Raw genomic sequence first — 12,338 nt, 5'->3', positions numbered from 1 at the left:
CCCCGCGCCGCGCTCGACCGCGCCTATGACGACCTCGCCTGGAGGGCCGCCGCGTGAGCGCCGCCTCCCGCACGCGGCGCGCCGGGGCAGGAGCCCCGGAGGCGGTGCTGAACGCGCTGCCGCATCCGGTGATCTGCCTCGACGGCGACGGCGTCATCCTGGACGTGAACGTCTCCGCCGAAGCCTTTTTCGAGATCAGCGCCAACGTGCTCTGCGGGCGGCCGATCAAGGAGTTCATTCCCTTCGGCTCGCCGCTTCTGGCGCTGATCGAGCAGGCGCGGCGGCGCGGCGCGCCGGTGAACGAGTACCGGGTCGATCTCGGCACGCCCCGCAACGGCGGCGACCGCATCGTCGACATCCACGTGGCGCCGCTGCACGACCAGCCGGACGTGCTGACGATCGTGCTGCAGGAGCGCACCATCGCCGACAAGATGGACCGCCAGCTCACCCATCGCGGCGCGGCGCGCTCCGTCACGGCGCTCGCCGCCATGCTGGCGCACGAGATCAAGAACCCGCTGTCGGGCATCCGCGGCGCGGCGCAGCTGCTGGAGCAGTCCGCGAGCGACGACGACCGGGCGCTCACCCGCCTGATCTGCGACGAGGCGGACCGCATCGTGAAGCTCGTGGACCGCATGGAGGTGTTCTCCGACGAGCGGCCGATCGAGCGCGAGGCGGTCAACATCCACGCCGTGCTGGAGCATGTGAAGCGTATCGCCCAGTCCGGCTTCGCCCGCGGCCTGAGGATCGTGGAGGACTACGATCCTTCGCTGCCGCCGGTGCTCGCCAACCGCGACCAGCTGATCCAGGTGTTCCTCAATCTGGTGAAGAACGCGGCCGAGGCCATCGGCGACGCGCAGGACGGCGAGATCCACCTCTCCACCGCGTTCCGGCCGGGCGTGCGGCTCAGCGTGCCGGGCGCCTCCGCCAAGGTGAGCCTGCCGCTGCAGTTCACCGTGCGCGACAACGGCCCCGGCGTGCCGGAGGACCTGCTGCCGCATCTGTTCGACCCCTTCGTCACCACCAAGCCTACGGGCTCGGGCCTCGGGCTCGCGCTGGTGGCGAAGATCGTGGGCGCCCATGGCGGCATCATCGAATGCGACTCCCAGCCCCGCCGCACGTCGTTCCGGGTGCTGATGCCGATGTTCACGGGCGGCGAAAGCCGCCGCGCAAGGAGCTGAGACCCACATGCCGCAGGGCAGCATCCTCGTCGCCGACGACGACGCCGCGATCCGCACCGTCCTGAGCCAGGCGCTCAGCCGCGCCGGCTACGACGTCCGCTCCACCGGCAACGCCGCCACGCTCTGGCGCTGGGTCAGCCAGGGCGACGGCGATCTGGTGATCACCGACGTGGTGATGCCGGACGAAAACGCCTTCGACATGCTCCCGCGCATCAAGAAGGCGCGGCCCGAGCTGCCCGTGGTGGTGATGAGCGCCCAGAACACCTTCATGACGGCGATCCGCGCGTCGGAGAAGGGCGCCTACGAATACCTGCCGAAGCCGTTCGACCTCAAGGAGGTCATCAGCATCGTCGGCCGCGCCCTGACCGAGCCCAAGGGGCGGCCGGGCGCGCGCCGCGGCGAGGACCCGGAGACGGACGAGATCCCGCTCGTCGGCCGCTCCGCCGCCATGCAGGACATCTACCGGGTGCTCGCCCGGCTGATGCAGACCGATCTCACCGTGATGATCTCGGGCGAGAGCGGCACCGGCAAGGAGCTGGTGGCGCGCGCGCTGCACGATTACGGCAAGCGCCGCTCGGGGCCCTTCGTGGCCATCAACATGGCCGCGATCCCGCGCGACCTGATCGAGGCGGAGCTGTTCGGTCACGAGAAGGGGGCCTTCACCGGCGCGCAGGCCCGCTCGTCGGGCCGGTTCGAGCAGGCCGAGGGCGGCACGCTGTTCCTGGACGAGATCGGCGACATGCCGATGGAGGCGCAGACCCGGCTGCTGCGCGTGCTGCAGCAGGGCGAATACACCACCGTCGGCGGCCGCACCGCGATCAAGACCGACGTGCGCATCGTCGCCGCCACCAACAAGGACCTGCGGCTGCTGATCCAACAGGGCCTGTTCCGCGAGGACCTGTTCTTCCGCCTCAACGTGGTGCCGATCCGCCTTCCGCCGCTGCGGGAGCGCTCCGAGGACGTGCCGGACCTGACGCGCCACTTCTTCACGCTGGCCGCCCGCGAGGGCCTGCCGCCGAAGCAGATCGACAACGCCGCGCTAGACCGGCTGAAGCGCTACCGCTGGCCGGGCAACATCCGCGAGCTCGAGAACCTGATCCGCCGCCTCGCCGCGCTCTACCCGCAGGAGATGATCACCGCCTCGATCATCGACGCGGAGCTTGCCCAGCCCCCGGCCAACAGCCTCGGAGAGGAATCGATCGGCGCGGAAACCCTGACCGGCTCCGTGGAGCGGCACCTGACGGCCTATTTCTCGGAGTTCGGCGAGAACCTGCCGCCGCCCGGCCTTTACCACCGGGTGCTGCGGGAGGTGGAGTACCCCCTGATCTCCGCCGCCCTCGCCGCCACCCGCGGCAACCAGATCAAGGCCGCCGAGCTGCTCGGCGTGAACCGCAACACGCTGCGCAAGAAAATCCGCGACCTCGACGTCCAGGTGCTGCGCCTGACGCGGTGAGGGCGTCTTCCGTGTCCCGGCCTTGAGCTGTCGCGGCTGGAGGCGGTGGCGCCCTTCTTCCTTGTCCCGGCCTTGAGCCGGGACCCATTTCCGCCGACGTGTGGGGGAAGGGCGGCTCGGACGTCGAGGCTTGTTCTGCGGAACCAGCGTGTCTGGGTCCCGGCTCAAGGCCGGGACAAGAGGGTGGCGTGTTTCGCAGCGCCTTCTGCCATGAGCCTCCGACGATAGCCGAACGAGCGACCGCGCCTCTTCCTTGTCCCGGCCTTGAGCCGGGACCCATTTCCGCCGACGTGTCGGGGCAGGGCGCCCCGGCCGTCGAGGCTTAGTCTGCAGAACCAGCGTGTCTGGGTCCCGGCTTAAGGCCGGGACAAGAGCGGGGGCGCGTTCCGCGCTCCTGCTTCACTTCCGCGCCTCCCCGAGCCTCACTCCGGAACCTTCACCAGCTCCACCCGGCGGTTTTTGGCGCGGCCGGCTTCGGTGTCGTTGGTGGCGACGGGGGAGGCCATGCCGACGCCGAACGGCTGCAGGCGGGCGGGGGAGACGCCGTGCTGCTTCGCAAGCATAGCGGCGACGGCCGCAGCGCGGCGTTTCGACAGGTCCACGTTGTAGTCAAAGCCGCCCTTGGCGTCGGTGTGGCCGGCGATGACCACCTTCAGCTCGGGGTTCGCGGTCAGAAGTTTGCCGATCTCGTCCAGCGTCGGCCGGGAGTCGTCGCGCACGGTCGCCTTGTCGAAGTCGAACAGCACGCCGTAGAGCGCCACCCGCCCGTCGGCGTCGATCGCCTTGCGCATGGCGGAGGCGTCGACGAAGACGATCTTCTCCGCCTCCATCGGCCGGGTCTCGACCACGTCCACCAGCGTTTCCGGCGTGTCGCCGAACTGGCCCACATAGACGCCGGCGTAGACGTCGCCCTCGGGCCGCCGCAGCACGGCGGAGGCGTAGAGCACGTCGGGGATGCCCGAGCGGATGTCGCCGCGCCCCATGGGGCTCTCGTCGTTCAGGGCGAAATAAAGCTCGCCGCCGTTGAGATCGGAGCATTCGGCCGCCCGGCACTGGAACAGGATCTCGAAGCCCTTGGCCTTGAGCCCGTCCTGAAGGTTGCGGGCGACCTCCAGCGCCGAGCGCCCCTTGGGGCCTGCGTATTTCAGCCGGAACGCCTTGCCGGCGACCTTGATCGCGTTGGCGTCGCTCAGCCGCCGCCCCCCCGCCGCCCGGATGTCCGCGCCCGTGATCTTCTTGGTCAGCAGCCGCTGCTCTTCGTAATCCTTGGCGCGGTAAAGCTGGAGCGTCGCGCCGTCGTAGCGGCCGACCAGCGGATGGTCCTTGCCGCCCGCCACATCCTTGGCCGCCGCCGGCGCGCCCGCCATCACCGCGAGGCCGAGCAGGGCGCCCGCCAGTAAGGATCGGCGCGATCCGCGCGGTGCAAAGGTCTTCAACGTCATGGCGGCGGCCCCCCTTCAGCCCTGAACGGCGGGAGTTTAGGCCGCGGCGGGGCCGGGGGCACCGCCCGAGAGCGCCCGCGAAGGGCGTGAATAAGTCGTAGAGGCCGGCGCCCCGGCGGATCGGCGCGGCCTTACTCCGCCGCCGCGCGCTCCCGCGCCTTGGCGGCGTTCCACAGCGCGTCCATCTCGTCGAGGTCGCTGTCGGCGGGGGTGCGGCCCTGCTCGCGCAGCGCGTCCTCGATGGCGCGGAAGCGGCGCTCGAACTTGGCGTTGGAGCGCCGCGCCGCCGCCTCCGGGTCCACGCCCGCATGCCGCGCCAGATTGGCGACGGCGCAGAGCAGGTCGCCGATTTCGTCCTCGATCGCGTCGCGCTCGCCGGCGGCCACCGCCTCGGCCACCTCGTCGATCTCCTCGCGCACCTTGCCCACGACGAGCGTGATGTCGTCCCAGTCGAAGCCCACCGTCGCCGCCTTCTCCTGCAGCTTGAGCGCGCGGGTGAGGGCGGGCAGGGCGGGGGTCACGCCGTCCAGCAGGCTCGGGCGCGCCTCCCCGCCCCGGCGGGCGGCGCGCTCGGCCTTCTCGCCGGCCTTGATGACGCCCCAGGCGGCCTTGATCGCCTCGGGCGACAGGTCGCGCGCCTCGCCGAACACATGGGGATGCCGGCGGATCAGCTTGGCGGTGATGGCCTCCACCACGTCGCCGAAGGCGAAGGCGCCCTGCTCCTCGGCCATGCGGGCGTGGAACGCCACCTGCAGCAGCAGGTCGCCCAGCTCGTCCTTCAGATCCTCGAGATCGCCGCGCTGGATCGCGTCCGCCACCTCAAACGCCTCCTCGATGGTGTAGGGCGCGATGGTGGCGAAGGTCTGCTCCAGATCCCACGGACAGCCGGAGCCGGGCGCGCGCAGCGCGGCCATGATCTCGATCAGCCGGGCGATGTCGCGGGCGGGGGTCATGAGGCGCGATCCTTCGTGTGCGGGGCAGGGCCGGCTACGGGTCATGGCAGATGTCGCCCGACGCGCGCCTCCAGCAGCTGCACGAGGCGTGGATCCATGAACCCGTAGTCGTCGGGAATGTCGAGGCAGACCACGCGCGCGTGACGAAGGCGGCGCCCGAACCGCCGATTGAGGGCGGCGCGGTGTCGCTTCTCCATCACGAAGATCAGCTCGGCCCACTCGACGAGATCGGCCGTCAGCGGCTCTTCCGCGTCCGGCGCGAGACCCGCCGACGCGACGTCCAGATCGCGGCGCGCGCCGAAGACACGTTCCGCCGTGGGACTGCGCAGGCGGTTGCGACTGCAGACGAACAACACGCGCTTCAACGGACGATCCTGAGTCGCATAAGATATATTATGGAACCAAAGCGGATGGGCGGGTTGGGGTTGGAGGCGGCTCCGACCGTGCTCCAGCCGCTCCTGCGCCGGGTCTGGACCCGGTTTCGGACCCCGCATGTTCGCCGAAGTTCCTATGTCTGTCGCCGCTCGATTTACGTTCGATCAAAGACGGCGGGCCCGGACGGAGTCATGATGGAGTTCGCCGTCCTCCCGAAGGCGGCGATCGACAGGAGGTCGACATGCTCGACGCATTCGCCCGCAGCTCCCTTGCGCTCGCCAGCTTCGTCACCAGCCTTTTCGTCGCCAGCGACGCGCCGAACTTCGGCGTCGTGAACGCCTTCGTGGCGATCACGCTGCTGGCCGTCGGCGTCGCCGTGCTGGCGTTCTGGTCCCCCGTGCTCGACTGGGCGCGCCGCGTCCACCGCGACTGGCCGACCCAGCCTCCGGCGAAGTAGCCGACCGGACCGGCTATCCGACGATGCGCAGGCCGTCATAGGCGGCCTCGACGCCCTTCGGCAGGCGGGCCTGCAGGGCGTCGTAGTCGAGGTCGGTGTGCAGGTTGGTCAGCACCGCCCGTTTCGGCCGGAGGCGGGCGATCCAGTCCAGCGCCTGCGCCAGCGTGAAATGGCTCGAATGCGGCGTCTCACGCAGGGCGTCGATGATCCACACGTCGAGATCCTCCAGCAGCGGCTGCGAGGCGAGGGGGATGTCGCTGACGTCGGGCGTGTAGGCGATGCCGCCGAAGCGGAAGCCCAGCGCCATGGTCTCGCGGCCGTGGCGCAGGTCGAAGGGGATCGCGGTCACCGGACCGCCCTGCCCCTCGATCGTCGCGGGCTCGCCGACCGTCAGCCGGTGCTCGGTCAGGATCGGCGGATAGTCGCTGCCGGGCGGGGTGTGGAACACATAGCCGAAGCGGGCGTGCAGGAAGGCGCTGGTGCGCGCGTCGGCCCAGACGTCCACGCGGGTGCGCATGTCGATGGCGAGCGGCCGCAGGTCGTCGATGCCATGGGTGTGGTCCGCGTGCTCGTGGGTGTAGAGCACGCCGTCGAGCCTATCGACGCCGTGGCCAAGAAGCTGCTCCCGCAGGTCCGGCCCGGTGTCCACCAGCACGCGGGTCACGCCCGCCGGCCCTTCGCGCTCCACCAGGATGGAGCAGCGGCGGCGGCGGTTCTTCGGATTTGCGGGATCGCACGCGCCCCAGCCCGACGCCACCCGCGGCACGCCGCCGGAGGAGCCGCAGCCGAGAATGGTGACGACGGTCGCGCTCACGCCGCCCCCGCCGCTTCATGCGCCACGAGAGCGGAGCGCGGCGTCTTGCTGAAAAGGCGGAAGAAATTGTCGGTGGTGATCCGCCGCGTCTCGGCTTCGGTCCAGCCGCGCACGCGGGCGAGCACGGCGGCGGTGTTCGCGGTGTAGGCCGGCTCGTTGCGCCGGCCGCGATAGGGTTCCGGCGCGAGATAGGGCGCGTCGGTCTCCACCAGCAGCCGGTCGGCCGGAACCTCGGCGGCGATGGCGCGGATGTCCTCGGAGCGCTTGAAGGTCAGGATGCCGGAGAACGACACATAGAGCCCGAGCGCCACGCCGCGCCGCGCCAGCTCCGTCCCGGAGGAGAAGCAGTGGAGCAGGGCGGGGAAAGCCCCCTTCCCCATCTCGTCCTCCAGCACGCGGATCATGGCCTCGTCGGCTGCGCGGGCGTGGATGACGAGCGGAAGCTGCGCCACGCGCGCCGCGGCGATGTGGGCGCGCAACCCCTGCTCCTGCGCCTCGGGCGGGCTGGTGTCGTAGTGGAAGTCGAGCCCGGCCTCGCCGAAGCCGACGATCTTCGGGTGCTCCGCCAGACGGACGAGCTCGTCCGCCGTGACGTCGAGCTCCTCATGGGCGTTCTGCGGATGGGTGCCGACCGTGCCGAAGACCGATGGGTAGCGCTCCACCAGCTCCAGCACGCGCTCGAACCGGCGCACGCGGGTGGAGATCGTCACCATCAGCCCGACGCCCGCGGCGTGGGCCCGCTCCACCACCGCGTCCCGTTCGGGCGCGAAGTCGTCGAAGTCCAGATGGCAGTGGCTGTCGACGAGCGCGGTCACGCCGTGACCTCCGGCTCCACGAAGCGCGGGAACACCGGCTGCGGCGCGGGGAAGGCCGTTCCCGGCGCAAGCCGCCCCGCCGCTCCCAGCCGGTCGAAGCCGCGCGCGTCCTCGGCCACGCCCAGGAGATCGAGCAGCTTGGCCGCGGAGGCTGGCGTGAACGGCTGCGCCAGCAGCGCCACGTTGCGCACGGTCTCCGCCGTCACATAGAGCACGGTCGCCATGCGGGCGGGATCGGTCTTCTTCAGCGCCCAGGGCTCCTGCCCCGCGAAGTAGCGGTTCGCCTCCGCCACCACCGCCCAGATGGCGCTCAGCGCCTGATGCAGCGCCAGATCGTCGAACGCCTTGCGCACGAGGCCGGGCAGGGCGTCCACGCTCGCGAGCAGCGCCTGATCGGCCTCCGAGAACGCGCCGGGCTCGGGCGCCCTGCCCTCGCTGTTCTTGGCGATCATGGAGAGCGAGCGCTGCGCCAGATTGCCGAGATCGTTGGCGAGGTCGGCGTTGATGCGGCCGACGATGGCCTCGTGGCTGTAGGAGCCGTCCTGCCCGAACGGCGTCTCCCGCAGCAGGAAGTAGCGCACCGCGTCCACGCCGTAGGTGTCGGCGAAGGAGAAGGGGTCGAGCACGTTGCCGACCGACTTCGACATCTTCTCGCCCTTGTTGTTCAGGAACCCGTGGGCGAACACGCGCTTCGGCGTCGGCAGCCCGGCGGAGAGCAGGAACGCCGGCCAGTACACGGTGTGGAAGCGGATGATGTCCTTGCCGATGACGTGCAGGTCCGCCGGCCACCAGCGGCGGAAGCCCTCCTCGTCCTCGGGAAAGCCGGCGCCGGTGACGTAGTTGGTCAGCGCGTCGACCCAGACGTACATCACGTGCTTCGGATCGTCCGGCACGGGCACGCCCCAGTCGAAGGTGGTGCGGCTGATGGAGAGGTCGCTCAGGCCGCGCTTCACGAAGGCCAGCACCTCGTTGCGGCGCGCGTCCGGGCCGATGAAGCCCGGCTCGTCCTCGTAGAGCTTCAGAAGGCGGTCCTGATAGGCGGAGAGGCGGAAGAAGTAGCTCTCCTCCACCACCCACTCCACGGCTGCGCCCGAGGGCGCGGTGCGGCGGCCGTCCGGGTGCAGCGTGGTTTCGCCCTCGTCGAAATAGGCCTCGTCGCGCACCGAGTACCAGCCCTCGTAGCGGCCGAGATAGATGTCGCCGTTCGCCTGCATGCGCCGCCACAGCTCCTGGCTGGCGGCGGCGTGGTCGGCGTCGGTGGTGCGGATGAAGCGGTCGAACGAGACGCCGTAGCGCTCGTCCATGGCGCGGAAGCGGTCGGCGTTGCGGGTGGCCCACTCGAACGGAGTCACGCCCTCCCGCGCCGCCGACTGCGCCATCTTCAGCCCATGCTCATCCGTGCCGGTGAGGAAGCGCACGGCGCGCCCCTCCAGCCGCTGGAAGCGGGCGATCGCGTCGCTCGCGATCACCTCGTACACATGGCCGATGTGCGGAGCGCCGTTGGGATAGGCGATCGCGGTGGTGATGTAATAGGGCTCTTTGGCGGACGCCATCGGATGCGGACTCGTCAGATGTGCGAGCCGGCCTCAGCGCCGTGCGAGGCCGGCGAGCTCGGTGAGCGTCTCAAGGACGAAAGGCCGGCGATCGAGATTGTAGATCTCGATGTCCCGCGCCGCGCGGGCGGTTTTTTCCCACACCTCCGCCAGCCGCGCAAGGCGCGGCTCCCGCGCTGCGGCGCCGGCGCGCACCCGCTCGTGCAGCCAGTCGGACACCAGCCCCACGAACAGGCGGAACCGCTCCTCCGACCCGCGCTTGGCGAGGTCGTCGGCGAGCGCATGCGCGGCCTTTACGTCCACCGATGGCAGCTTGCCCAGCAGCGCCCGCACTGTGCCGTGCAGCGCCGCGCCGTCGCCCGCGAGCAGGTTCAGCGCCTGCGCCACGCTGCCCTCGCTGATCCCGGCCGCGAGCCTGAGCGCCTCCGCCTCGTGATCGTCGGCGACCTCGAGGCCCGTCAGCACCGACAGCGTCTCGTCGGCCGTCAGCGGCGACAGCGGCAGCGCACGGCAGCGGGAGCGCACCGGCGCGGGCAGCGAACGCGGCGCGGTGGAGAGCAGCAGGAAGATCGCCTTGGGCGGCGGCTCCTCCAGCACCTTCAGCAGGGCGTTGGCGGCGGCGCCGTTCATGTCGTCGGCGGTGTCGACGATCGCCACCCGCCAGCCGCCCTCGCCGGCCGTGGAGCCGAAGAAGCCGGTGGCGCGGCGCACGTCGTCCACACGGATCTCGCCGTAGAACGCCTTGCGGTCCGCGTTCCAGCCGCGCCGCAGAACCAGCAGGTCCGGATGGGCGAGCCGCGCCACCCGTCGCGTGGTCGGATGATCGGCCGCGACGGCGAGATCCCGCGCGGCGGCGACCTCGGGCGCGGCCGGATCGGCATGGGCCAGCGCGAACCGCGCCATGCGATAGGCGAGCGTCGCCTTGCCGACGCCCTCCGCCCCGGAGATCAGCCAGGCGTGGTGCATGCGGTTCGAAGCGAAGGCGGAGAGCAGCGCCTGCTCCGCCTCGTGATGGCCGAACAGGTCCAGCGTCTCCCGCGGGCGGCGCACGCCCTCCCGGCGGTCGGATTCGGGCAGGCCGCCCTCGGCGTCGCTCATGGCCGCGCCTCCAGTTCGGGCCAGCGCCGCACCACGGCGTCCCAGATGTGGGCCGCGACCGTGTCCGGCGCCTGCGTGGCGTCGATCAGCCGGCAGCGGCCGGGCTCGGCGCGGGCGATGGCGACGAAGGCCTCCCGCAGCCGCTCGTGAAAGCGCGCGTCCTCGGCCTCGAAACGGTCCGGCGCCGCGCCATGCCCCGCCCGCCTCCGGGCCCGCTCGAGCCCGACCATCGCCGGCGCGTCCAGCACGAAGGTGAGGTCCGGAAACGCGCCCAGCGCCGCCACATGCTCCAGCGCCCGCAGGGTCTCCGTCGCGACCCCGCCCACCGCGCCCTGATAGCAGCGGGTGGAGTCGATGAAGCGGTCGCACAGCGCCCAGGCGCCGCGCTTCAGCGCCGGCCGGATCAGCCGGTCCACATGGTCGGCCCGGGCGGAGGCGATGACCACCGTCTCCGCCAGCGGCCCGAAGCGTTTCAGCCGCCCGGACAGCAGCGCCTCCCTCAGCGCCTCCGCCCGCGGCGAGCCGCCGGGCTCGCGCGTGGTCGTGACCTCGACGCCCGCGGTCCGCAGCCGCTCCGCCAGCCGCTGGAGCTGGGTGGACTTGCCGACCCCCTCGCCGCCCTCGAAAGTGACGAACCGCCCGCGCGGCGCGGTCACGGCCTGAAACACGCTCCGCGGCTCCATCAGATGCGGGCGACGACCTGATGGAACCAGTCGCCCACGAGCTCCAGAGCGCCGTCCACCGCGCGGCGGCCGAGGCCGCCCTCGTCCACGGTCTCCGCCGCCCGCAGCGGCGTCTCGACGCTCAGCATCTCGCCCCGCCACACCCGCAGCACGCCCACCCGGTCGCCCTTGCGCACCGGCGCGGTCAACGGCCCGTCATAGACCACGCGGGCGATCACCCGCGCGTCGTCGTTCTTCGGCGTCAGCACGTCCACCGCCGCGTCCGCCGCCAGCGGCACATGGCGGCTGGTTCCGCCGAAGACGCGCGCCTCGGCCACCGTCTCGCCCGCCTCGAACAGGCGCTTGGTCTCGAAGGCGGAAAAGCCCCAGTCCAGCAGCTTGCGCGCCTCTTCCGCGCGCGCCTTCGCCGATTCCAGCCCGTTCAGCACCACGATCAGCCGCCGCCCGTCGCGCTTGGCGGAGCCCACCAGCCCGAAGCCGGAATCCGCCGTGAAGCCGGTCTTCAGCCCGTCCGCGCCGGGGTAATCCGCCAGCAGCGGATTGCGGTTGCGCTGGGTGATCTTGTTCCAGCTGAACTCCGGCTCCGCGAACATGGCGTAGCGCGCGGGGTAGGCGCGGATGAGATGGGAGGCGAGCCGGGAGATGTCGCGCGCCGTCATCACCTGCTCCGGATCGGGCAGGCCGGTGGCGTTGCGGAAGCGGGAGCGGGTCAGCCCGAGCTCCTGCGCGCGGGCGTTCATCTGCTCGGCGAAGGCGGGCTCCGATCCGGCGATGCCGGCCGCGAGCGTGATCGCCGCGTCGCTGCCGGACTGCACCACCATGCCCCGGAGCAGATCGGACACCGCGACCTGCGAGTTCAGCTTGGCGAACATGGCCGAGCCCCGCGACGGCGCCCCGCCCCGACGCCAGGCGTCCTCGCTGATGCGGAACGTGTCCGTCTCCTGCAGGCTTCCCGCCTCCAGCGCCCGGAACGTCAGCTCCGTGGTCATCAGCGTCGCCATGCTGGCGGGCGGCGACGGCAGGTCCGGCTGCTTGGCGAACAGCACCGCGTCGGAGGTGTGGTCGTAGAGGAAGGCGATCGGCGCCTCGGTGCGCCCGTCTTTCGCGGGGGGCGCGGCGTGGGCCGGCGCTGCGAGCGCCAGAATCGCGAGCCCCGCCACGGCGAAACGCAGGCGCGGGAGAGCCGATAACCCGGAAAAATCGCTCATAACGCCCACACCGCCATCGGACCAGCGGTCAGGATACGGCGAGCCGGCGCGAGTCACAATGCGCGGACGACGGTCGTCCGCGTCGGGGACGGTTCAGCGCAGGGTGGAGAAGGCGGAGGTCGAGCCGCGCAGCCCGTCGGCGGGGCCGAAGGCGCCGTCGCCAAAGCCCTCGAAGCTGGAGGCGATGCGGCTCGCGACCGCGGCGCCGTCCACCGGATGCGGCGTCTCCGAAACAGCCGCGGCCGGCGCGGGCGCCGTCTCCAGAGCGGGCGCGACGGGCGGCGCCACCGAGGCCAGAACCGGCGCGCT

At 71.4% G+C, this 12,338-nt stretch carries 12 protein-coding genes and 1 pseudogene; 3 read left to right on the top strand and 10 right to left on the bottom strand.

Annotated features, from left to right (window positions below; genetic code table 11):
• Window positions 1–53: 53 nt before the first annotated feature.
• The gene (locus tag ACFQ4O_RS10355; protein WP_378775614.1) at window positions 54–1,178 is read left to right on the top strand and encodes a two-component system sensor histidine kinase NtrB; all 1,125 of its coding nucleotides are present in this window, start codon (window positions 54–56) and stop codon (window positions 1,176–1,178) included.
• A 7-nt stretch (window positions 1,179–1,185) separates the two neighbouring features.
• The gene (gene ntrC / locus ACFQ4O_RS10350) at window positions 1,186–2,631 is read left to right on the top strand and encodes a nitrogen regulation protein NR(I) (protein ID WP_378775613.1); all 1,446 of its coding nucleotides are present in this window, start codon (window positions 1,186–1,188) and stop codon (window positions 2,629–2,631) included.
• Window positions 2,632–3,053: 422 nt separating this feature from the next.
• Here ntrC and ACFQ4O_RS10345 read toward each other — a convergent pair whose 3' ends face one another.
• From ACFQ4O_RS10345 to ACFQ4O_RS10335, 3 genes are all read right to left on the bottom strand, one after another.
• Complete coding sequence (locus tag ACFQ4O_RS10345; protein WP_378775612.1) at window positions 3,054–4,073, bottom strand: OmpA family protein; 1,020 nt, start codon at window positions 4,071–4,073, stop codon at window positions 3,054–3,056.
• Window positions 4,074–4,204: 131 nt separating this feature from the next.
• The gene (gene mazG / locus ACFQ4O_RS10340) at window positions 4,205–5,026 is read right to left on the bottom strand and encodes a nucleoside triphosphate pyrophosphohydrolase (protein ID WP_378775611.1); all 822 of its coding nucleotides are present in this window, start codon (window positions 5,024–5,026) and stop codon (window positions 4,205–4,207) included.
• Window positions 5,027–5,067: 41 nt separating this feature from the next.
• Complete coding sequence (locus tag ACFQ4O_RS10335) at window positions 5,068–5,391, bottom strand: low molecular weight protein tyrosine phosphatase family protein (protein WP_378775610.1); 324 nt, start codon at window positions 5,389–5,391, stop codon at window positions 5,068–5,070.
• 251 nt (window positions 5,392–5,642) lie between these two features.
• Between ACFQ4O_RS10335 and ACFQ4O_RS10330 the strand changes: the two genes are divergently transcribed.
• Window positions 5,643–5,858 (top strand): hypothetical protein, encoded by a 216-nt coding sequence (locus ACFQ4O_RS10330; protein ID WP_378775609.1) that lies wholly within the window; start codon window positions 5,643–5,645, stop codon window positions 5,856–5,858.
• A gap of 13 nt (window positions 5,859–5,871) precedes the next feature.
• On the opposite strand, the gene ACFQ4O_RS10325 is transcribed toward ACFQ4O_RS10330, so the two are convergent.
• From ACFQ4O_RS10325 to ACFQ4O_RS10295, 7 genes and pseudogenes are all read right to left on the bottom strand, one after another.
• Window positions 5,872–6,672, bottom strand: a complete 801-nt coding sequence (locus tag ACFQ4O_RS10325; RefSeq protein ID WP_378775608.1) for an MBL fold metallo-hydrolase — start codon at window positions 6,670–6,672, stop codon at window positions 5,872–5,874.
• Window positions 6,669–7,487: a TatD family hydrolase gene (locus tag ACFQ4O_RS10320; RefSeq protein WP_378775607.1), complete on the bottom strand. Its 819-nt coding sequence runs from the start codon at window positions 7,485–7,487 to the stop codon at window positions 6,669–6,671. Before ACFQ4O_RS10320 ends, ACFQ4O_RS10325 begins: the two co-directional genes overlap by 4 nt.
• Complete coding sequence (metG, locus tag ACFQ4O_RS10315; protein WP_378775606.1) at window positions 7,484–9,040, bottom strand: methionine--tRNA ligase; 1,557 nt, start codon at window positions 9,038–9,040, stop codon at window positions 7,484–7,486. Before metG ends, ACFQ4O_RS10320 begins: the two co-directional genes overlap by 4 nt.
• Before the next feature lie 33 nt (window positions 9,041–9,073).
• Window positions 9,074–10,138 carry a DNA polymerase III subunit delta' gene (locus tag ACFQ4O_RS10310; protein WP_378775605.1) on the bottom strand — a complete coding sequence of 355 codons (1,065 nt, stop codon included), beginning with the start codon at window positions 10,136–10,138 and terminating at the stop codon, window positions 9,074–9,076.
• Window positions 10,135–10,821, bottom strand: coding sequence for a dTMP kinase (tmk, locus tag ACFQ4O_RS10305; protein WP_449288999.1), 687 nt, complete (start codon window positions 10,819–10,821; stop codon window positions 10,135–10,137). Before tmk ends, ACFQ4O_RS10310 begins: the two co-directional genes overlap by 4 nt.
• The gene (locus tag ACFQ4O_RS10300) at window positions 10,821–12,029 is read right to left on the bottom strand and encodes a D-alanyl-D-alanine carboxypeptidase family protein (RefSeq protein ID WP_378775603.1); all 1,209 of its coding nucleotides are present in this window, start codon (window positions 12,027–12,029) and stop codon (window positions 10,821–10,823) included. Before ACFQ4O_RS10300 ends, tmk begins: the two co-directional genes overlap by 1 nt.
• Before the next feature lie 93 nt (window positions 12,030–12,122).
• Window positions 12,123–12,338: pseudogene (locus ACFQ4O_RS10295) on the bottom strand (hypothetical protein); the annotation flags it as partial.

It is taken from the genome of Methylopila musalis (genome assembly GCF_042679725.1).
Classification (GTDB): Bacteria; Pseudomonadota; Alphaproteobacteria; order Rhizobiales; family Methylopilaceae; genus Methylopila; species Methylopila musalis.
Note: the sequence above shows the minus strand (reverse complement) of the source record. Positions and strands in the feature narration are given on the sequence as shown.

Excerpts from the sequence above, each read along its gene's own strand:
- ACFQ4O_RS10300 (WP_378775603.1), bottom strand. The coding sequence starts at position 12,029 with ATGAGCGATTTTTCCGGGTTATCGGCTCTCCCGCGCCTGCGTTTCGCC.
- tmk (WP_449288999.1), bottom strand. The coding sequence starts at position 10,821 with ATGGAGCCGCGGAGCGTGTTTCAGGCCGTGACCGCGCCGCGCGGGCGG.
- ACFQ4O_RS10330 (WP_378775609.1), top strand. The coding sequence starts at position 5,643 with ATGCTCGACGCATTCGCCCGCAGCTCCCTTGCGCTCGCCAGCTTCGTC.
- ntrC (WP_378775613.1), top strand. The coding sequence starts at position 1,186 with ATGCCGCAGGGCAGCATCCTCGTCGCCGACGACGACGCCGCGATCCGC.
- mazG (WP_378775611.1), bottom strand. The coding sequence starts at position 5,026 with ATGACCCCCGCCCGCGACATCGCCCGGCTGATCGAGATCATGGCCGCG.
- ACFQ4O_RS10310 (WP_378775605.1), bottom strand. The coding sequence starts at position 10,138 with ATGAGCGACGCCGAGGGCGGCCTGCCCGAATCCGACCGCCGGGAGGGC.
- metG (WP_378775606.1), bottom strand. The coding sequence starts at position 9,040 with ATGGCGTCCGCCAAAGAGCCCTATTACATCACCACCGCGATCGCCTAT.
- ACFQ4O_RS10345 (WP_378775612.1), bottom strand. The coding sequence starts at position 4,073 with ATGACGTTGAAGACCTTTGCACCGCGCGGATCGCGCCGATCCTTACTG.